Source organism: Bacillus sp. Au-Bac7, from assembly GCF_021341655.1.
GTDB lineage: Bacteria > Bacillota > Bacilli > Bacillales > Cytobacillaceae > Niallia.
This window is the reverse complement of the sequence record NZ_JAJTTG010000028.1, coordinates 1-19,594: the sequence shown is the minus strand read 5'-3', so window position 1 is coordinate 19,594 and position 19,594 is coordinate 1. Positions and strand designations below refer to the sequence as shown.

Sequence of the window (19,594 nt, the reverse complement as noted above, 5' to 3'; positions counted from 1 at the left end):
AAAATCTATGATGACTGCTTTGCTTCAAACAGTTAAATATTTATTGTCGCAGGTTGTGGAAGGTGCTCACTTTATTGGTCATTCATTTGGTGCACTTGTGTTAATAGCTGCACACAAAGATAATTATTTTCGTCCAGAGGATTCTGTCACACTACTTCAACCGCCTGTGATGAAGAAGGTTACGACAGAATTTCCAATCCTTATAAAAAAGTGGGCGTTAAAGACAGCAAGTTTTAGTCGGTTAGAAAAATATTGCTTGGAAACAGGATTGTTCGCCATTGCTGAGCAAATTCCTGTGCATTATATTACAAAAGTTAAACGTAGCTTTACCTCCCCTAGAATTTTAAATACGACCGTTTTATTGGATGAATGGTCATCGAGTAAGGAAGAAAAGGAGATGAACGTTGGTGCAAAAAGTAATTTTGAAATTATTTGGGGTGATCAGGATAAGGCTTACCAGATCCCTATCAAGTTGGGGGAAGTCAAGATGCTTCCATATGGGCATCATTTTCCACTAAGTCACCCAAATGAAACAGCACATGTCATCTTGGAAAATGTGAAAATTTGAAACATTACTTAAAAACTATTATAAACTGATTTCAGTAAATCTGCCGGTTTATAAGTTACTATGATTATTTTCTAAGCAACATGATTGAAACTAAAGTCGTCAGCTTTGGTTATTGTGAAAACACTACCAACTCTTTTAGATGATGAAATCGATACTCTGTTTCAAATATTAAACTTTATTTGCAGCATTTCTTCAGTAGTTAAGTGAGAAAGAGACAAGTTTGTGAGGAAATATACTTAAAGTAAAGGGGGCGTTAGTAAAAGAAGGATAGTACAAGTGGAATTTTACGCACTCATATTATTAAATGAAAATTAATAATGTACCTAAGGAATTTCTAACGAAAGAAAAAATATCCAAGCACCGTTAGTCCCTGAGCTTGGATTAAAAATATAACTATAATACTTGCAAAGGATCTTTCTCATTCTCAATTTCTTTTTTAATCTTATAAATAGTATTTCTTGATACAGCTGTTTTATTGTGAATATCTTGGACGCTCTCGTTTGCTTGCAAGGACCGTACTATTTCATCATAAATAATTTTATTTTTACCTTTGGCATCTTTGTGGTAGATTCTTTCGCCACCTTTATATTTACCCTTCGTTTTTGCTATGGCGATTCCTTCTCTTTGTGCCACACGAATTCTTTTTCTATCTTCCTCAGCCATCCAGGATAGTAAGGAGAGGACGATATCCGATACAAGCTGCCCAATTCCTTCTAATTCTTTATATTTCCTTGTGTCCAATATCGGCATGTTTAGAACGACAATATCAATCTCATCATCAATTAACTTTTTCCATTCATTCATAATTTCATTTTTATTCCTTCCGAAGCGAGTAAGATCGTGTACGACTAACACATCACCGAAACGCATTTTGTCACGCATCTCTTGGAAGACAGGTCGGGTAAAATCTTTTCCAGATGCTTTTTCTTGATAAATTCTCTCGCAACCATATTGTTCCAGTTCTTTTATTTGTCGGTCTAAATTCTGGTCGACGGTACTGACCCTCGCATAACCAAAAATCATTTTGCAAATCATTCCTTTGTTATGTATTCGCTCTAGTAAGGTAAAGCGTAAATGTATGTAAAATATTAAGTTCGATAAATTGGTAGATTAAGAATATTTAAAATTACGAAACATTCACATTCTATTTCAATAAACTGGTAATTCGATTATGAAACAGCCGAAATTCAAATAACCCGTCTGAACAACCCTGTTTGAACAATTACTAGCTTGATTTTATCATAGTTTTGTAAATTTTGGTTATATTTTTCACTTATTTTAATAGTTACTTTTCATTAATACAAAAAGCTATCCATAATAAAGGATAGCTTTTTTACTATTATTTAATTCCAATAACTAAACTATCTCTTGCGGCTTCAACAACATCTGTAGTTATAGTATTAAGTTTATTAATTTCAAGAATTCTCTCTATCTGTGTAAATAGTCTCTGTATAAGCCTAAAGTTCCCTCCTGTTATCTTTATGATGTTGCTTATGGCTTCATAATCAGAAAAATCTTCAAGTTTTATAGAAAGTCCAAGCTCTTCCCATTTATACTCTAGTATATGATGGGCTTCATCTTTACTTAGTTTGTCAAACTCATGAGCAAAACCAATTCTGGAGTATAGTTGAGGGTAACGAGCTAACCGCTTTTCAATACCTGGCATTCCAATAAATATCATTGCTACGTTGTTTTGATCATAAATATCCCTAAGTTGTTCTAAGCTTTGTAGTTTTAATCGGTCAATTTCATCGACAATGATTAAATCAATATCCTTATAGGAATCTGAACAATATTCTTCTTCGCCCGTAGTATGTAGTTTATACATCGCCTTTACCATATTTATTCTAAATCCTAAAGTATTGATATTATCTGTCATTTTAGTAGCTCGTACTGCTGGAGCTGTATAAAAAATTGTGTTAGCTTCTAAAATTGCCCCATCCGTTTTTAAAGCAATATCATCTGCTTTTTTATAAGCTATTTGCTTCTCTATATAATCCCAATTTGTATAATACCTTGAAGATAAGGTTTTTCCGACACCTGGAACCCCATAACAAATACCGATATATTTATATTTAATACAAGCATCGCAAAATTCTGCAAAACGTTTATATTCTTTTGTTTCAATGAATTTTTGCTCCTTATTCATTTAGATACCTCTTTAGTTTTGACTTCTTTTTATCAGGTCTATCTGGACGAATTGTATATTCTTCTTGTTTGGAATCTCTCACTTCTTCTATGACAGATTTTCTAGGTTCTAGTTGTTTCTTTAGCGTTTTTCTTACTTTATTTCGGGCAGAAACAATTTCTTTAAGATCTACGGTATAATCAGAGATTTCAGGAGAAATGGCAGTACATATGTATTTATCCTGATAAAATACTCTAATTTCTGCAATATCTCTTGGATTGTAACGAATAATCACAGTTTCACCAACATACGCTGCTAAATTAGTATCTATATATCTCATGCCTTGAAAATGGATACCATCAGAATGAACTTTTCTTGGTTTTGCTACGTTTAGTAATAATAAATCCAAAGTTTCCAGGCTTTCTGGCATATTAGGTAGAAATCCTGAACTATTCCAAGAATGTATTGGTTCCATTTTGGTTGTGCCATGAATCCTATGATGATACTTATATATAAGGAAGGTTGAAAATTTTTCATCAAGTTCTTTAATTGTGAGAAGGGGCGAGGTGGTTTGATTACCTAAGTAACCAGGTAAATCTTGCAAAAACAATTGATTTACCGTTAGAAAAAACCTTTCAATTTTCCCCCGTCCTCTAGGAACACCTACGGTCGAAAAGACTAAGTTGATTTTTAAATCAATTGCTACCTGTTCTAAATGTTTGGAGGTAAAATCACTTCCGTGATCTGTGTAGAATTTTTCTGGGATGCCGCATATTGGCCAATCACGATTCCCTTTCTTCCATATTGCTTGGTGTAAAACTAATGATGTGTTTATTGCAGTGGGGGATTCAAAGGATAAAAAGTACCCAGCAATTGCTCGACTATAATCATCTAAGATAATTGTTAACCAAGGCCTTTCTGGTTTTCCTTTTTCATTTAACACGATAATATCTAGCAGCGTATGATCAGCTTGCCATATTTCATTGGGATAGTTTGCTTCCCGTCGATATATCAAATCATATTTGTTTTTATATTCTTTATTCCCTTCATAGGCTAACTTCTTAAGACTGGGTGAAAGAGATTTTGAAATGGAATAGACTTGATAATAACTAGGTTGTTTCCAATTTTTCTTTTTACATACCTCACATATTATTCTATGGATAGAAGAGACTGAATTCCTTCTATGATTGAATATTAGGTTCTTTATCTCTTCTAATACATCATTCTCAACTTTAAAATCTCCCGAATCGGTACGACCTTTACGAATCAGGCCCCTTAATCCAAATTGTTTATACTTGTTTAGCCAATTGTGAAGTGTTCGTTTGGTAATGCCAGTTTCTTCAGCAATAGTTTTGAGCGTTTTTTCTTTATTAAGATAAGGAGCAATCAACCAATATTTATCCATAGCCTTTTGTCTTTGTTCTTCTGAAAATGAAGTTAATGGGGGAAGGTCATTCATATAGACAACTCCTTGAGAAATGGAAGCAACTAATTACATAGTTGCTCTATTCCTATTTTAATCGTTATTGGTTTTATTCATTTTGCGGTAAAGAGTCATTCTAGATACACCAGCTTTATCTGCTGCCTCAGAAAGTGTTATACCTTGCTCCATTAAATAAAAAGCAAAATTTATCTTTTCATTATCAATAGGCGGCCTCCCTGGTACTTTCCCTCGTTTTCTTGCAGCCAGGATTCCTTCTTTTGTTCGCTCAGAAGTTAAGTCACGCTCAAACTGTGAAATACCTGCAAAAACAGTAAAGAGCATTTTTCCATGGGCAGTTGTAGTATCAAGCCAGGATTCTTTCAAACTTTTTAAATTTGCACCCTTCTTTGCAATTAGTTCAGCAATCTCAATTAAGTCTTTAGTAGAACGAGATAGCCTAGTAAGATCTGTAACTACAACTGTATCCCCAGAACGTAAATATTCTAACAATTGATTTAATTCTGGCCGATTTCGTTTCGCACCTGTTACTTTTTCGAAAAAAATTCTCTCGCATCCAAATTCTACTAATTGTTGTTCCTGTCGATCTAAATTTTGATCCATAGTGGAAACTCTCATATAACCGAATTTCATGAAATTCACTTCCTTTTCTGATTAATTGTATCAAAAAAGGTGTAAAAATAGTATTGTTACATTTTAATTTTGTTACATATTTTTGTTACAACTAGAATGCTATTTAAACTTAAAATTATCTATAAAACTATCGTTGTAACAAAAATGACCGTTTTTGTTACATTAAGATATTTTTTTACAAGGGAAAATATAGAAATTTTAATGCCATCCAAAAACAAGATATTTCCTTTTATTAGGAAATAACCTATAAAATAGAAATAGTTCTACATTCTTTTATTGTGGAAATTTATGTAAGGATAAGTTAAAAGTAATTAGCTTGTTCCTTACTTATGGAATTAGAGTGGAAGTTTAATGGAAGAAGGATTTTAAGTAACAGTGCCGAATCATTTAAGTTACCCTTAGAATGAGGTGGTTAAAATGAAACTAGGACTAAAACGTGATGAGTTAAGATTAGAAACACATACCGTTGAATGGGAAAAAGAGTTTCATAGGGTGAAACAGGATATTCTAAATTCAACCCCTATTCAGGAAAAACAAATTGAACATATAGGAAGCACAGCTATTAAGGATATGGTTGCAAAACCAATATTGGATTTAGTTGTGGGTGTAGATGATATTGAAAATGTTGAAAAAACTATTTTTCAAGGACTAAAGAAAGCTGGATTTTTAAAACTTCAAGTACAACGTCCAAATGAAATCGTACTTGCAAAGTTTACTGATGAATCCTACGAAGAAAAGACCCACTTTATTCATTTAGTTGAATATAATAAAGACCTCTGGAAAAATTTAATCTTCTTTAGGGATTACTTAAATGCCAACCAAACAGCACGTGAACAATACAAAAGGATAAAAATTGAGTTTGTAAAAGAAAAAGATGGTGGAATTGATGAACACACCGACTATAAGGAACAATTCGTAAGTGAAATATACACAAACGGGGGCTTTAACGCAATAAGAGGGGATTAAATTTGATCATCTAATCACCCTAAGAGTTTAGGGGAATCGCCTCGATTGTATCCTGTAATGTCTCATTACCAAAGCAATTACCTTGTACAAATAGATGCATGAATAGATAGTTTAAGGATAACTTAATAAGGCAATTGTTAATCATCAAATTCATTATTAGGTTATGTTTATGATATAGAAATAGAATTATAGACCAAGTGTGCGCTAAATATAGATAAACGCTTAATAATCTTCAAAATAAAAACGTCTAAACCCTTGGTATATGACGTTTTTTTATTAAATTTAAGAAGGATTAACGCTCACTAGTTGCGTAAAACTGCATTTTGTGAGGAGTATTTATTGAGAGATGTTTGTAAAAGAACTATTTGATGACCTAACTACCTATTAGAAAAAGCTGGTCTACTTTAGACCAGTTTTTTCTTAACTAAAATAGCACAAAGAAAGAAATAATTGTGTTACATTAAATATACTTATTAAATACGTTTAATAAGTTTGGGTAATATGCTAGTTCTTGCGAGAGGAGATAACCAAAATTGTATAAAGGAATCATTTTTTTTGATCTGGATGGTACGCTTTTAAATGAATACTCTGTAATTTCAGAGGAAAATAAAATTATCCTAAAGGAACTTCAGGAAAAGGGATATTTGTGTGTAATTGCAAGTGGACGATCTCCACAAGAAATCTTGGGAATTACACAGGGGGTTAATATATCATCCTATATTAGCTTAAACGGTCAATATATCGTAGTAAATCATCAAGTTTTAATTAAACATAAGATGGATTTAAAGGTGATTCAGGAATTAGATAACTTTTCAAGAAAATTAAATAACTCTTTAGCCTACTATGGAGAAAAGGAATATAAAATAAATCTGATTGACCAGGCTGCAATCCAATTATATGCAATGGACCATGCTCCACTTCCTTCAATAGAACCAGAATTTTATAAATATAATGATATTTATATGTTGTATTTATTCAACAGTGATAAAGAGCTAGATGTCTTATATGAGAAGGAATTTGCGGGGAATCTGACTTTTTATCGAGATAGTCCGTATTCCATGGCAATAGTTAACCAAGGAAATTCTAAAAAGAACGGGATAAAGGAGCTATATAAGGCATTAGAATTTACTAATTATGAGGAGACATACGCGTTTGGAGATGGTAATAATGATGTTAGCATGTTCGAAGTAGTAAAGCATGGAATCGCTATGGGGAATGCAAATGAACTAGTTAAAGAGAAAGCTGAATTTATAACAAAGTCACATACCACCAATGGTATTTTATTTGCGTTGCAAAAATATCAATTGTTATAAAGAGTAACAACTCTGACCCGTTTTCTTGAAGTGGAATTCCTGAAACTTCCATTTGGTATTATCATTTGTTCAGGGTATACGGTTTTGAGGTTGATAATGGACATTTTCTCTATACCAAAACTAACAAGGACTTCAGAATGACAACAAGAGTTAAGGCTATACCAAAATCTAAATATGACCAAGCTGGACTGATGATTAGATTTTCGGAAGAAATATGGATGAAAACATCTCTGGAGTACATACCAGATGGTTTAAGCAAACTAGGTGCAGTTGTTACCAATAGAGGCTATTCGGATTGGTCTACCCAATATGAAGACTGTAAAGAAGTTCAAATATATTATCGTATATCCAAGATTGGGCAAAATTGTTATGTGGATTTTCTTGGGACGGAGAAGTATGGAACCAAATTAGAATTGCACACTTAGATCTTGTAGACGATTCAACTGTTTTAGCAGGAGTCTATGCGTGCAGTCCTCAAGGAAAGGAACAAAAAGTTCGTTTTGACTTTATTACAATAGAAGAGCTTAATAATGACCCAACAACTGCATATTTGTAGGAATCATACATACATACATACATACATACATACATACATACATACATACATACATACATACATACATACATACATACACACATAGTCATGTATCTATGTATGATTCAATATGAAGAACTTATTTACTTCAAAACAAAAAAATACTAATGTATATTATATTCTTAGAACAATCACCTTTTTGGTTGATATATAAGTCTAAATGACTATTATTTCTAATTTCATGAGTTGTTAGTAAGGTGTAATCGTTAGATGTAGTAAAATATAATCAAAATTAACTGTGATGGAGGTAGTTAGATGGTAGTGAATAAAGAATTGGATTCATTAATTACACGATTAAAAAAAAGGCTTATGAGCAAGAATAATGGGAATTACTAAGAGATGAATTCAAACAATAAAACCAACACTATTAGGGTGCAATCAAATATAGGAACTAGGAGATCAAGAGCAACTTCTCTATTTACATCATTTTTCCTTCTCGGTGGGGCCCTTATAATATTAGTAGTATTATGGTTACTATATTTAGTAACAAACAATCTTTATATTACAACATTACTAGTCATAGGATTTATTTTTGGATATGAATTCTTCCTTAGAAAGAGATGTAAATATTATGCATATCCTATCTCCAATGAAGAATTCGATCAATTAAAGAATGTAAGACTAATTCATTATTCAAATACCATGACTGAAGATGATTATGAACATTACACAAAAACAGGATTTGTTAGATTACATGCAAAAAAAAGTGCAGCTAAAAACTATGTAATGAAGTTTAAAGATAAAAGAAAAGAATATATATGGTTCCATCAAGAAGAAACCAATGAGGAACCTAACTTTGATTCGTTTATTTTCACACATGCAGCTGAAAATAAACCTAGAAAATATAAAATAATTGTAGAGTTGAATACAATTCCTCAAGAGCGAATATTGTTAAGGCCTGATAATCAAAATATTATTATCATTGGTGACTTAGAAATACCAGGTACTATTAGAAAAGAATTCAATTTTTATAATCAGGAACTATATCATTGGTATTTAATAAAACATAAGTTAGAATTATTAAACGGCTTAAAAGTTATATATGTTGGTAGTCATCAAGCTTATGGTAAGCTAATTGATTATTTAGTTTCTAAAAAAGAAAAAATAACCACTCAGTAAATAACGGGTTCGGTTGATGGGGAGAAAATATCATTTTACAACCAAATTCGCATACTAAATAATACCTGTTTTATCATTAGATTCACACAAGAAATAGCATAGAAATTAGCATAAAAATAAAAACAGACCATTCTATAATTGAAGGTCTGTTTTTTCATCCTTGAATTTTTATATATTGTCACTGTCCATTTTTTTCTTAAACACAAGTATAGCGGTAGCGAAAACTATAACCGTATAAGCTAAAACCCATATTATGTGTGAATTCATTTCCGAATAACTACCATTTAAGACAGATTGCGTAAGTTTTACCGAATGAACAAAAGGAAGTACATTCGATATTGTTTTCAAAGTTTCGCCCATCATATCTAAGTTGTACCAAATGCCACCTAAAAAAGATACCAACATAATAACCATTGATGCTATACCACCTACTTGCTTGTCGTTAAAAACGCAACCAAGAAGTAATCCAAGACCTATAAACAGGATAGCAGATGGGATAAGTATAAGAATTGTTAGCAGTACATTTATATCAATAGATAATCCAAAGAAAAATGCTGTTATGAAACAAACGGCACTTTGTAATAGGGCTATTGCTAATAGTGGCAGTGAATAACCAATAATAAAATCGGATGAAGACAATGGAGATGCAAATAAACGTGTCAAAAACCAACTACTTCTATCTTTGGCAATTAACATACCAGAAAATAACGAAATAAACGAGAAACTAAATACTGCCATCCCTGGTGCAAGTTTTTCAATTTCAAACAAATTATAAGGCATATTCTTTTGCATTACTGATAATATAATTAGCATTACCAAAGGAACACCTATGAAAAAAACTAAACTTATTGGGTCTCTTAATATCTCTTTTCGATTTCGTGTAACAAGTGCTAGAGTTTTCAAGAACTCACCTCCGATTCAGAAACAAGTGCAATAAAGGCATCTTCAAATTTTTCAGCATTTGTTAATTTCTTTAGTTCTTCTGCTGTTCCAATTGCCTTTAATCTACCATTTACCATAACTCCAATTCTGTCTGAAAGAGATTCAGCTTCTTCCATATAATGAGTTGTAAGGATAATAGTAATTTTGCCTTTCAATCTTTCTATGGCAGTCCACAACTCTCTTCTTGCAATAACATCAAGTCCTAGAGTTGGTTCATCAAGAAAAAGTATCTGTGGCTCAGAGACAAGTGCCATCGCAATGCTCAATCTACGCTGCCATCCTCCTGATAATGTTTTCGCTTTGTCTTTAGCAACAGCAGTAAGACCGAAAGTTGAAATGATTTCATCTACTTTTGAGAGTGCTGCATTTTTGTCATTACCATATATTCCAGCAATTAGTTCTAGATTTTCTCTAACAGTTAAATTAGATGCAACAGCATTTTCTTGTGGCGAGATATTAATTTTGCTTTTAACATCTTTAGGATTCGATACAACACTTTCACCAAGAATAATTGCGTCTCCGCTCGTAGGTTTGCTAAGGCAGGATAGCATTTTAATTGTAGTAGTTTTTCCTGCACCGTTCCCACCGAGCAAAGCGAAAAGTTCACCTTTTTCTACTGTAAGATTTAACGAATTTACTACGATTTTATCTCCATATTTTTTTACAAGATTGGTAGTTTCTATTGCTTGCAAATAAATTCCCCCTTATTTTTCTATTATTATGATTTTAACATAATTATACATATTTCCTTTAAAATCGACTCAATATTCATATTAATAATATTTGCGATAGGAGCTTTATATAAGTTCACTCCCTTTTCCTATCGCAAATATATTATGTCTTTTAAGTCATAAATTTATTTTCAATTCCTAATCTTTGTGCTGGTGTGCCAACTTCATTTTTTGTTTTATAAGAAAAGCAAAAGTTGTAGTAGGTGCGAAGTATGGTCAATGCCATTTGAGCATACTTCGGATTAAAATTGGAATAGATATAACTTTTCCCATCTCCACGAGCAGTTGTTAAAGGTCTTTCTAAAATGGATAACCTTCTTCGAATGTGTTGAATAAAAGTATTGGTTGCGTTGTCATTGATATTCATTATCAAGGAAGCCACATCTTTCGGTTCCAATGAAGAAAGGTTTGTTGTACAATCTACGGAACGCAATCCTCTATCAATAGTAGCAAGAGGATGTAAGATAGGTTTATCCGCATATTCTAAATACATCCCTGAAGAACTGGAGATACTTCCTTGTGGAAATGATGGTGTTCGAACAATTCTTGTAATTGTAGAAATGCCAACTTCCTTAGAGACCTTGTTCCATACCCTCGCATCGTTCCCCAATCAACTAAATCTGCTCTCGCTTGCACAAATTCTTCACGAGCTTGTTTTCTAGTTTTAGATTTATCTGTTTGGCACAAAAAATGATGAGCATCGCTAAGACGAATTTCCTTCGAGAAGACACGATTGATAGAGGTCATAAGAGAATTGTCCTCATCGGTCACAAAACGCCACTCTGAGGCTTTTACAAGGTGTTTAATAAGCCATAAATGTGCAACCGTCGTATAAGTCGAACCAATGTGTAATCCATCTGTATATTTCATTCTCCGTACCACCTGTGCCAACTCTTTATAATAGTCAGATTGACTTTGTGTATCGTTTGCTGAAGGCGGCATAGGGTAGTGCGAATACTTCGGGTATCTAGCGTACTTTTTTGCAAACTCGTTTAAATGGTCCTCTTTTTGTAATACCGTATCAAGGACAATATCTCCTAATGTGATTTCCCAATCATATCCTACATCACTGCGAAAAACATATCTTGATAATACATCTGCTGAAACCAAAATGTTGGTTGGAAATTGATTTTCTTCCACATCATCGTAACGGCTGCCACCCATTCCTTTTTGACGAACATTATTTAGATAATAGGTCATCTTATCGGAATTGAGCCACATTTCTTTAAACTCTAGATTTTGAAGTGGTTTGGTTTCGTGTCGTTCTAAAAATTCTAAGCACCTACGATAAAGGAACTCTAATTTATCATAATAAGTTCCTCTGCCTATTTCTAGAATTTCACAGGTTCTCGTAACGGGTGTCCGACTTAATAACAATTTAGCGAAAAGGTGATGAATATCGCTTCGTTTTTGATTATATGTGATAGAGTTATCTCTTTTAGGAGTCAGAGCCGTTTTCTTTTTGCAAACTTTACACTGATACCGTTGCATCCCTAATCTACTTTTTCCTTGTTTATAAAACCCACTAGGCTCATCAAAAGGTGTGGATTCTTCTGCGATACAACCATCTTTATGAAAGTTATATTCTTCTTCTTTGTCTTTAACAGAATTGATTTGTACCAATCGCTGTATTTCTTGTGCGACAGACCAATTGGAAAGAGTGGAAGAGTAACAGCCTAATACAGCGTCACCTGTTACTCTTGTTGGGTCGGGATTGCATTTGATAGACTTGTGATTTGAGGTTCCAGTCAGTTTATAGCGAGCAGGCTTTCCTTTTGTTGTAAACTTTGTTTGGGGCATTCCGTGATACCTACAATACGGGTTGGCACAATGATTATATTGAATTTGATGCGTATTGCCATTCCAAGTAAATTCAGTAGGTGTGAACAGCAAATCTTTATACTTTGTTCCAAACTGCTTAGGTGTTAATACATCATAATCTTTCGTTCTATCCCCAATTTCACTTTTTGAAAGAGGGGATAAAACCTCAACTAAATTATCTTCTTTGGTAGCCAATCGCTTTAATTTAGCCAATCTTTTCGTCACCTACTAAATCTTCAATTCCAAGTTGCTTAACCATCCTTCTGTTATTCCTCTTGTTTTCAATCCAAGCGATAAAATCTTCATCTTCTAAAAGGTTGAGAAGAAATAAATTGACCACTTCATTCTCGCTATGCTCGGTGTACTCTGCATAGCTTTTTACGATATTTCTTGCCCGTTCTGATATGAGCCAATCTACCTTTTCTGCATTGTGATTTTTAGGTTTAATGAACTTCATCCTTATCAGTCTCCTGTCTTAAATTGGTTATACATTTAGAATATCCAATTCGCAACAGTTTTAGCATAGGTTTCAACAACACCACATAAATTTATGCGGTGTTGTTAAATTGTTTGCATATTGATTTGATAATTAGTGTGTTAAACCCATTAAAACATTGATATAACAACAAAAAAGGGGACACCAATTCATATGTGAATGGTGTCCCTAATTAGGATGTTATTTAATGTTTTCTCCCCAATAACCGAACCCGTTACTCAGTAAAGTGGTTATTTTTTTATTGTTCTATTTTGCTCCATTGTCCATAATATTTTCTTTTGTTTAAAGAATTACCACCATAATTCTTTATTACTTGCTAAAAATATTTCTATATATTTAGAAAAATTAACCTCTTTCAAGGCTTCATTATGATTCCATTCGAAAAATCTTACTCTTTCTAATAACTTTTTAAATTCAGGGTTTTCCTTTAATAAGCTTATAATAAATTTATTCTTTTTTCTTTTACGTGCGCTATCTGATTGATTAGTTATAATCATTCGCATAATACCTAATAATAAATCGATTATTTCTAAGCCAACATCTACACCTTTTCCTTCTAAACGAACATTACTTACCTTAAATGCCTCGCCTCTATAAATACCTTGCACGTTTAACTCTTTTTCAACAACTTCTTTAACTGTACCTGTATCATATTCCGTACTATTTTCTATGACAACTTCTACATCAACACGTACATATTGAGGATAATTTATTAAAAGACCGTAAAAAATACGTTCTGGGAATTTAGCGTAAATAGCCTTATTAGAAAAGTACTTTACATCTTTTTCATCGAGAAAGCGTGATCGTACGTCTTCCATTACAGCTTCATAGTTATAGTTAATAACATTAATATCAACAACTTCATAATATTTTGAAATAACGTTTAATAAATTTTTCATATCTTCTTTTTTGTTAAAATTAACCCAATGAGACTTAGTGCCTTGAATATTATTAAAATCTGCTGAAGTGTAAATTTCTGCTGGGATTGAGAATGCGCCCATTAAAATCGGATAATCTTGGTCTTTACCACTCTCATCAAAAAAAATTTTTTTATGTACAGTCCCTAAATGTGGTCTACTCATTAAAATTCCCCTTACGTTTGACATTATATATATAGATATTATATTATATAAATATCCCATTTGGTTATTTTACTGTGCAAATAGTATTATAAATGAGGAAAAGTAAGTGTACTGCTGTGCAAATAGCATTATGCTTCTAAATTTCTTTACTGTGAAAACAGTACTGTAAATTTATTTTCACTGTGCGAACAGTGCTGAAATTTCAAATACGGTTATTTCAAATAAAGATATTCTTTATTTGAAATAACCGTATTTTTTTTATAATACAATAATACAAGTCCTACGTCTTTTAAGATCGCTATAAAAATATATTTTATCTGGTGTGATAGTGTGTTTCATTCTAGCGCCTCCATTTAACAATTAGCCCCTTCATTTAACTAGTGAAGGGGTTGATCGGTGTGATAACTACTTCGCTTAAAAGTAGTTATGTATCCATTATACTACAGACTAGGATTATATGCCTAGTTTGGAGAATACACAAAAAAACATAATTTAAATAAAAATAATAGAAAGGTTTATGCGATAAAAAAAAACTTGAATATAATATATTACTTAATTATTAAAGAATAAAGGGAGGAAATAGATGTCAACAGAGCTAGGAATTATCATTGCAATTATTGGATTAACGATTAGTTTTTTCACATATCAGATGAATCGTACAAAAGTGATTAAAACTGATATTCAAAATAATACAGAAATAAAAACTAGACTAGATTATATTGGTAAGGGCGTAGATGACATTAGAATCGATCTACGTACGAACGAAAAACAAATGAATCAACTTAGTGAACGTATTACAAGATTAGAGGAAAGCTCTAAACAATCACATAAAAGATTGGCGAATTTCGATAAAGAAAATTGTTAAGGATATTTTAGTGGGGTATTGAAAACAAATAGTTGAAATATCTAGAAATTTAAAAAACCCACTATATGTGTGGGAAACAAGGTGTGTATTGAGTGGGAATACCTTTAAAAACTATGCCCAGTTGTATACTATTCACATAAAAGAAAATGGTGAATAAAATTTAAAAAATATTCTATATGGATATTAGGACAAGTGCCGTTCATTAATAATACTAAAGAAAAAGATTATAGTGTGTATGGAATACAGGTGTCAAATTATTAACTCTGCTTTCTATATCCAGTATTCTCCTTTATTACCTTCCATATTATATTATTAGAGTATACACAAGCAGTATACTCTTTTTTTATGAAAAATAATTCTCTGTTATGTTAGTTTATAAATTAATTTTATAGAAGTTCTTATTTGTTACAAAACTCGTGATATGATATGGATTGTGATTTAACATTAAATCCAATTCCTTATTAGTGTAGTAAGATACGAAGAAGATCCGAATAGACATCTCTATTCGGATCTTTTTGTACTATATAAGGAATATTTATATCTGCTAAACACTATGCTTAATGAAAAAATACTATAGCAACAAGTGCCATAGCATTGAGAAAGTAATTCTGTAATGGAGTTTTGTTACTTAATAAATTTTCGGATCGCGTATCCGTCATTTCACTACCTAAATAAATTAACTATACCTCTATAATCTTTCTTTAATAGCCTATTGTTAATTAAAACATACCTCCTAAAATATTCATTTATATGTAAAGGGATCCCTGAGCAAAAAATCCACAATTACCAAAAGGTGCAAAATACTCTTACCGCATTAAAAAACATTTCTTTATTCCATCTATCCCTAATTATTTCGCCATTTTCCCGATTTTCTTTATAGTGATAAATGCTTAATTGTTTTTTAAGTTAATAAGTATTTATTACTATATGTTTGTTTGAAACTCTATTAATAATCATTATTTTAACCGTATAAATGATTATATTAACCTCTTTACAGTACTTTCTCAATCCATAAAATCTAGGTTTGAGATTTAACAAAACAAGTACTTTAAACCTATTAAATATACTTATAATTATTGGTAAAACATTACTTTGTTACCATCTTTATCTTTGTAACTAAAGTTTACTAAATGATCGACCGAATATATATTTGACTGGCTGGTTAGATAGTTGACATGTCAAATCAAAAAACCTTAGACGTAAGGTACAAATACTGTTATGGAGGAATAGCTATATATGAGAATTAATCATAATATTGCAGCACTAAATACATATCGTTCCTTAAGTTCTGCAAACAATTCACAGTCAAAATCAATGGAAAAACTATCATCAGGACAACGCATTAATCGTGCGGGAGATGACGCCGCAGGTCTAGCTATTTCTGAGAAAATGCGCGGACAAATCCGAGGATTGGATGCAGCATCACGAAACTCTCAAGATGGAATATCTTTAATTCAAACTGCTGAAGGTGCATTAAATGAAACACATGCGATTCTACAGCGTATGCGTGAACTATCTGTTCAAGGTGGTAACGACACAAATACTACGGACGACAAGAATCAAATTCAAACAGAACTAAACCAATTGACAGAAGAACTAGATCGTATTGCCGATACGACGGAATTTAATACGCAAAATTTATTAGATGGTTCTTTCTCTGCTACGCTTCAAATCGGAGCTAACTCTGGTCAAGTGGTGAATTTCTCCATTAGCTCCATGGATGCTACAGGATTAGGAATCTCAGGTGCAATTAGTGTGGGTACAAATGCTTTAGCTAGCGCCTCCATTTCTGCACTTGATACGGCTATTGAAACGGTAGCTAATCAACGTGCTAACTTAGGTGCTTTACAAAATCGTTTAGAGCATACCATTAATAACTTGGATACTTCTTCTGAGAATCTGACTGCTGCGGAATCTCGTATCCGTGACACAGATATGGCAAAAGAAATGATGAATCAAACGAAGGGATCGATTCTTGCTCAAGCTTCTCAAGCAATGCTTGCTCAAGCAATGCAACAACCACAAGGTGTTTTACAATTATTACAATAATTGATTATTTACAAGAGATTGTCTATATGACAATCTCTTGTAATCAGGATTTTTTTTTCAAAATATTCACCATTGTTAAATTAATGCTAATTAATATACATGAAATGGAGATTAAAGTTGGCTAAAATTTTGGTTACAGATGATGCATCTTTCATGAGGATGCAAATAAAAGAGATGGTTACAAAATTAGGACACGAGGTAGTAGGTGAGGCATCAAATGGCCGAGAAGCAATTAAACAATTTATCTACCTAAAACCAGATTTAACCATAATGGATATTGTAATGCCAGAAATGACAGGTATAGAGGCTATAAAAGAAATTAAAAAATATAGTAGAGATGCCAAAATAATAATCTGCTCCTCAATGGGACAAAAGGATAAAGTATTAGAAGCACTTAAAGAAGGTGCAATAGATTTTATCGTTAAGCCTTTTAATCCTGAAAGATTCAATAGTGCTATTACCAAAGCTTTATAATTCTTATAATTCCAGTGAATAAAAATGTGAATATATACTAGAAAGATTGGTAAAATCGTGAAAAAATTTTTTTTAATTACTACAACTCAAAGAACCATCATTTTAATTGCAAATGATGAAAGAACAGCTGGAGATACATTAAAAAGATATGGTTCTTATGGTGAAGAGATAAGAACTATTAGAAAACTAAGTATGTTTGATTTATCACTTATAAGAGAACCAATATTAGTTTTACCTAACAAAGAATATATCTAAAGTAAACCTTTGTTTATTAATATTTCAAGCAAAATAATTTGTAATAAATCCTAAATATATATACATTATTATCTTCACTTCTAAATTTATGAATTTAGCCTATCGTTTGTTAAGTTTGTAAAAAATGGAATTTAATAAGAAACAACTAGAAATTACTTTCTCTAGTCAAACAATTATTTAGACATCAACAACTCTAAACCTTCCAAAGGTACGAAACCAAAGGGGAGATAGCTATACCTATAGCGCAAAAGATGCAATCATAGGTGAAATTATTTAGAAGTTTTATTATCTTTACCCAATAAAATTAAACTGAGAAGGGAATGAATTTATTTTGAGAAAAATAAGTTTAAAAGTTTTTTTAACATTTTGTATGATTATGACGCTGTTTATAACAGATTTTGCTTATGCTGCTGAAACGACAGTAAAGGAAAATACAGTAGGAACGGCTTACTACGTTTCTCCAAATGGAAGTGATAGTAACGAAGGAACTAAAAGCATGCCATTTAAAAGTTTAATGAAAGCACAATCGGCTGCATCAGCTGGTGATACAGTATATATCCGTGAAGGCACTTATACTGATTTCAATATTGCAAAAACAGATAAAACTTATAATTATGTACATGCTTTTAATAAAAGTGGGATTACATATGAAGCTTACCCTGGAGAAAGACCGATTTTTGACTTCAAAAATGTCCCAACAAATTTAAGAGTGGCTGCATTTTATGTGGAAAAAAATGCAACTGATATAACTTTTAAAGGGTTTGAAGTAATAGGAATTAAAGTAGGCAATCACGGACAATCGGAAGCCTTTAGAATTACGGGGCAGGCGGATTTTGAAAATATGTCTGCTCATGATAATGAAGCAGTAGGATTTTACTATACTGGAAATGGAACTGGAACAGTTCTAAATAGTGATTCTTATAACAATATTGGCCCAACTGATGCATCAGCTGGTAATATAGATGGTTTTGGGGCTCACGGAGGAGCCGTGTCGTTTATCGGCACCCGTGCATGGAACAATAGTGATGACGGATATGACAATATCAGTTCAAAAGGACAAGTAATTTATGACCATGCTTGGGCTTTTAATAATAGAGGTAATCAGGATCGTAAAGGGGACAAAAATGGATTTAAAGTTGGTGGATATGCTTATAGAACAACGGGAATACCTGATCCAGTACCAGTCCATATAGTTAGGTATTCTTTATCTGTTAATAATGGCGCTAACGGATTTTATGCTAATCATCAACCAGGACAAGCAGCTATTTGGACAAACAACACAGCGTATAATAATGGAAGTTCAAACTTCAATATGCTAGAACGCGTGAGTCCGACTGATATAACTAACATCCCAGGTTACAGAGAGGTCTTGCATAATAATATTGCTTATAAAGGTACATTAATCAAAAATGATAATAATAAGCAGGAAAACGTAACGAATAACTCTTGGACTATAGACGGGGGGCTGAAAATCACTCCAGAAGATTTTGTTAGTTTAGATGTTTCGCAATTATCTAATCCGAGAAAACCTGATGGAAGTTTACCAGATGTCACGTTTATGCTTCCAGTAGAAACAAGTCCGTTGTATAAATATAATTTAGGTTATCTTGCTGATAAATAATTGTTTTTTGTGGAGAAATCCAGTTGCCAAGAAAGGCAGCTGGATTTTTATGTTGCTAAAGTGACAGCTACTATAATGAAGAGAGTTTTTGTGAATAAATACCCTTAAATTAATCGGTGGATTTTCATAAAAAGTGAATACTCTATTCTAATAGTAATAATAAAGTGGGGGAGTGTTCAATAAAATATAGTGCAAATTAATGTATTAAGGAGCTGTTACTTAATAATTTTTTCTATTTTTCAAAAAAATTCCTGTACCAATGTCATTTTATCAGGATGTAACTGAATGAACAGAATCAACCCTTGATAAATTAATGATGTAACACTTTAGTCTTATAATGTATTCTGTTATTGGGAATTATGGTACAGCAATTTCCGAAAGCCGCCGTTTGCGGTGAAAGTCGTACGTACGGTGTGAACAGGGGGCGATAATTTCAAACGCTTCTATCTAAAAGCACCAAAATAACAAATTAAACCCCCACTTAATAGTGAAGGT

General features: G+C 32.3%; 18 protein-coding genes and 2 pseudogenes. 10 read left to right on the top strand and 10 right to left on the bottom strand.

Annotated features, from left to right (window positions below; translation table 11 throughout):
* Positions 1-568, top strand: a pseudogene (locus LXM54_RS27115) (alpha/beta fold hydrolase); the annotation flags it as partial.
* A gap of 393 nt (positions 569-961) precedes the next feature.
* Here the strand turns inward: LXM54_RS27115 and LXM54_RS27110 are convergent.
* The 4 genes from LXM54_RS27110 to LXM54_RS27095 all read right to left on the bottom strand — a co-directional run bounded on the left by LXM54_RS27110 (position 962) and on the right by LXM54_RS27095 (position 4,770).
* The gene (locus LXM54_RS27110; protein WP_233319401.1) at positions 962-1,591 is read right to left on the bottom strand and encodes a recombinase family protein; all 630 of its coding nucleotides are present in this window, start codon (positions 1,589-1,591) and stop codon (positions 962-964) included.
* 316 nt (positions 1,592-1,907) lie between these two features.
* Positions 1,908-2,717 (bottom strand): AAA family ATPase, encoded by an 810-nt coding sequence (locus LXM54_RS27105; RefSeq protein ID WP_233319399.1) that lies wholly within the window; start codon positions 2,715-2,717, stop codon positions 1,908-1,910.
* Positions 2,710-4,155 carry a Mu transposase C-terminal domain-containing protein gene (locus LXM54_RS27100; RefSeq protein WP_233319397.1) on the bottom strand — a complete coding sequence of 482 codons (1,446 nt, stop codon included), beginning with the start codon at positions 4,153-4,155 and terminating at the stop codon, positions 2,710-2,712. Before LXM54_RS27100 ends, LXM54_RS27105 begins: the two co-directional genes overlap by 8 nt.
* Before the next feature lie 57 nt (positions 4,156-4,212).
* The gene (locus LXM54_RS27095; RefSeq protein ID WP_127738745.1) at positions 4,213-4,770 is read right to left on the bottom strand and encodes a recombinase family protein; all 558 of its coding nucleotides are present in this window, start codon (positions 4,768-4,770) and stop codon (positions 4,213-4,215) included.
* Positions 4,771-5,187: 417 nt separating this feature from the next.
* Between LXM54_RS27095 and LXM54_RS27090 the strand changes: the two genes are divergently transcribed.
* The 4 genes and pseudogenes from LXM54_RS27090 (at position 5,188) to LXM54_RS27075 (ending at position 8,763) form a co-directional block, all read left to right on the top strand.
* Positions 5,188-5,736: a GrpB family protein gene (locus LXM54_RS27090; protein WP_233319395.1), complete on the top strand. Its 549-nt coding sequence runs from the start codon at positions 5,188-5,190 to the stop codon at positions 5,734-5,736.
* Positions 5,737-6,269: 533 nt separating this feature from the next.
* Complete coding sequence (locus tag LXM54_RS27085) at positions 6,270-7,049, top strand: HAD family hydrolase (RefSeq protein ID WP_233319392.1); 780 nt, start codon at positions 6,270-6,272, stop codon at positions 7,047-7,049.
* A 65-nt stretch (positions 7,050-7,114) separates the two neighbouring features.
* Positions 7,115-7,605, top strand: a pseudogene (locus LXM54_RS27080) (DUF1349 domain-containing protein).
* 378 nt (positions 7,606-7,983) lie between these two features.
* On the top strand, positions 7,984-8,763 hold the full coding sequence (locus LXM54_RS27075; RefSeq protein ID WP_233319388.1) for a hypothetical protein: 780 nt from the start codon (positions 7,984-7,986) through the stop codon (positions 8,761-8,763).
* 168 nt (positions 8,764-8,931) lie between these two features.
* Here LXM54_RS27075 and LXM54_RS27070 read toward each other — a convergent pair whose 3' ends face one another.
* The 6 genes from LXM54_RS27070 to LXM54_RS27045 all read right to left on the bottom strand — a co-directional run bounded on the left by LXM54_RS27070 (position 8,932) and on the right by LXM54_RS27045 (position 13,835).
* A complete protein-coding gene (locus LXM54_RS27070; RefSeq protein ID WP_233319384.1) occupies positions 8,932-9,666 on the bottom strand; it encodes an ABC transporter permease in 735 nt (244 codons plus the stop codon).
* A complete protein-coding gene (locus LXM54_RS27065; protein ID WP_233319382.1) occupies positions 9,663-10,397 on the bottom strand; it encodes an ABC transporter ATP-binding protein in 735 nt (244 codons plus the stop codon). Before LXM54_RS27065 ends, LXM54_RS27070 begins: the two co-directional genes overlap by 4 nt.
* A 151-nt stretch (positions 10,398-10,548) precedes the next feature.
* On the bottom strand, positions 10,549-10,929 hold the full coding sequence (locus tag LXM54_RS27060) for a hypothetical protein (protein WP_233319380.1): 381 nt from the start codon (positions 10,927-10,929) through the stop codon (positions 10,549-10,551).
* Positions 10,920-12,470: an insertion element protein gene (locus LXM54_RS27055; RefSeq protein ID WP_233319378.1), complete on the bottom strand. Its 1,551-nt coding sequence runs from the start codon at positions 12,468-12,470 to the stop codon at positions 10,920-10,922. The genes LXM54_RS27060 and LXM54_RS27055 overlap by 10 nt, the downstream gene beginning before the upstream one ends.
* A complete protein-coding gene (locus tag LXM54_RS27050; protein WP_233319376.1) occupies positions 12,463-12,714 on the bottom strand; it encodes a hypothetical protein in 252 nt (83 codons plus the stop codon). The genes LXM54_RS27055 and LXM54_RS27050 overlap by 8 nt, the downstream gene beginning before the upstream one ends.
* A gap of 329 nt (positions 12,715-13,043) precedes the next feature.
* Positions 13,044-13,835: a hypothetical protein gene (locus LXM54_RS27045; protein WP_233319374.1), complete on the bottom strand. Its 792-nt coding sequence runs from the start codon at positions 13,833-13,835 to the stop codon at positions 13,044-13,046.
* A 583-nt stretch (positions 13,836-14,418) separates the two neighbouring features.
* Here LXM54_RS27045 and LXM54_RS27040 point away from each other — a divergent pair.
* The 5 genes from LXM54_RS27040 (at position 14,419) to LXM54_RS27020 (ending at position 19,099) form a co-directional block, all read left to right on the top strand.
* Positions 14,419-14,700, top strand: coding sequence for a hypothetical protein (locus tag LXM54_RS27040; protein WP_233319372.1), 282 nt, complete (start codon positions 14,419-14,421; stop codon positions 14,698-14,700).
* A gap of 1,236 nt (positions 14,701-15,936) precedes the next feature.
* Entirely contained in the window at positions 15,937-16,749 is an 813-nt protein-coding gene (locus LXM54_RS27035) for a flagellin N-terminal helical domain-containing protein (RefSeq protein WP_233319370.1), read from the top strand.
* A 117-nt stretch (positions 16,750-16,866) separates the two neighbouring features.
* Positions 16,867-17,223 carry a response regulator gene (locus LXM54_RS27030; protein WP_325169601.1) on the top strand — a complete coding sequence of 119 codons (357 nt, stop codon included), beginning with the start codon at positions 16,867-16,869 and terminating at the stop codon, positions 17,221-17,223.
* 57 nt (positions 17,224-17,280) lie between these two features.
* The gene (locus LXM54_RS27025) at positions 17,281-17,478 is read left to right on the top strand and encodes a hypothetical protein (RefSeq protein ID WP_233319364.1); all 198 of its coding nucleotides are present in this window, start codon (positions 17,281-17,283) and stop codon (positions 17,476-17,478) included.
* Between the two features lie 331 nt (positions 17,479-17,809).
* Positions 17,810-19,099 (top strand): right-handed parallel beta-helix repeat-containing protein, encoded by a 1,290-nt coding sequence (locus tag LXM54_RS27020; protein WP_233319361.1) that lies wholly within the window; start codon positions 17,810-17,812, stop codon positions 19,097-19,099.
* The last annotated feature ends 495 nt before the right edge of the window (positions 19,100-19,594 follow it).

What these genes read in the sequence shown, in the direction of transcription:
- LXM54_RS27110 (WP_233319401.1), bottom strand. Translation starts at nt 1,591, where the DNA reads ATGATTTTTGGTTATGCGAGGGTCAGTACCGTCGACCAGAATTTAGAC.
- LXM54_RS27105 (WP_233319399.1), bottom strand. Translation starts at nt 2,717, where the DNA reads ATGAATAAGGAGCAAAAATTCATTGAAACAAAAGAATATAAACGTTTT.
- LXM54_RS27100 (WP_233319397.1), bottom strand. Translation starts at nt 4,155, where the DNA reads ATGAATGACCTTCCCCCATTAACTTCATTTTCAGAAGAACAAAGACAA.
- LXM54_RS27095 (WP_127738745.1), bottom strand. Translation starts at nt 4,770, where the DNA reads ATGAAATTCGGTTATATGAGAGTTTCCACTATGGATCAAAATTTAGAT.
- LXM54_RS27090 (WP_233319395.1), top strand. Translation starts at nt 5,188, where the DNA reads ATGAAACTAGGACTAAAACGTGATGAGTTAAGATTAGAAACACATACC.
- LXM54_RS27075 (WP_233319388.1), top strand. Translation starts at nt 7,984, where the DNA reads ATGAATTCAAACAATAAAACCAACACTATTAGGGTGCAATCAAATATA.
- LXM54_RS27060 (WP_233319380.1), bottom strand. Translation starts at nt 10,929, where the DNA reads ATGTATTTAGAATATGCGGATAAACCTATCTTACATCCTCTTGCTACT.
- LXM54_RS27050 (WP_233319376.1), bottom strand. Translation starts at nt 12,714, where the DNA reads ATGAAGTTCATTAAACCTAAAAATCACAATGCAGAAAAGGTAGATTGG.
- LXM54_RS27045 (WP_233319374.1), bottom strand. Translation starts at nt 13,835, where the DNA reads ATGAGTAGACCACATTTAGGGACTGTACATAAAAAAATTTTTTTTGAT.
- LXM54_RS27040 (WP_233319372.1), top strand. Translation starts at nt 14,419, where the DNA reads ATGTCAACAGAGCTAGGAATTATCATTGCAATTATTGGATTAACGATT.
- LXM54_RS27035 (WP_233319370.1), top strand. Translation starts at nt 15,937, where the DNA reads ATGAGAATTAATCATAATATTGCAGCACTAAATACATATCGTTCCTTA.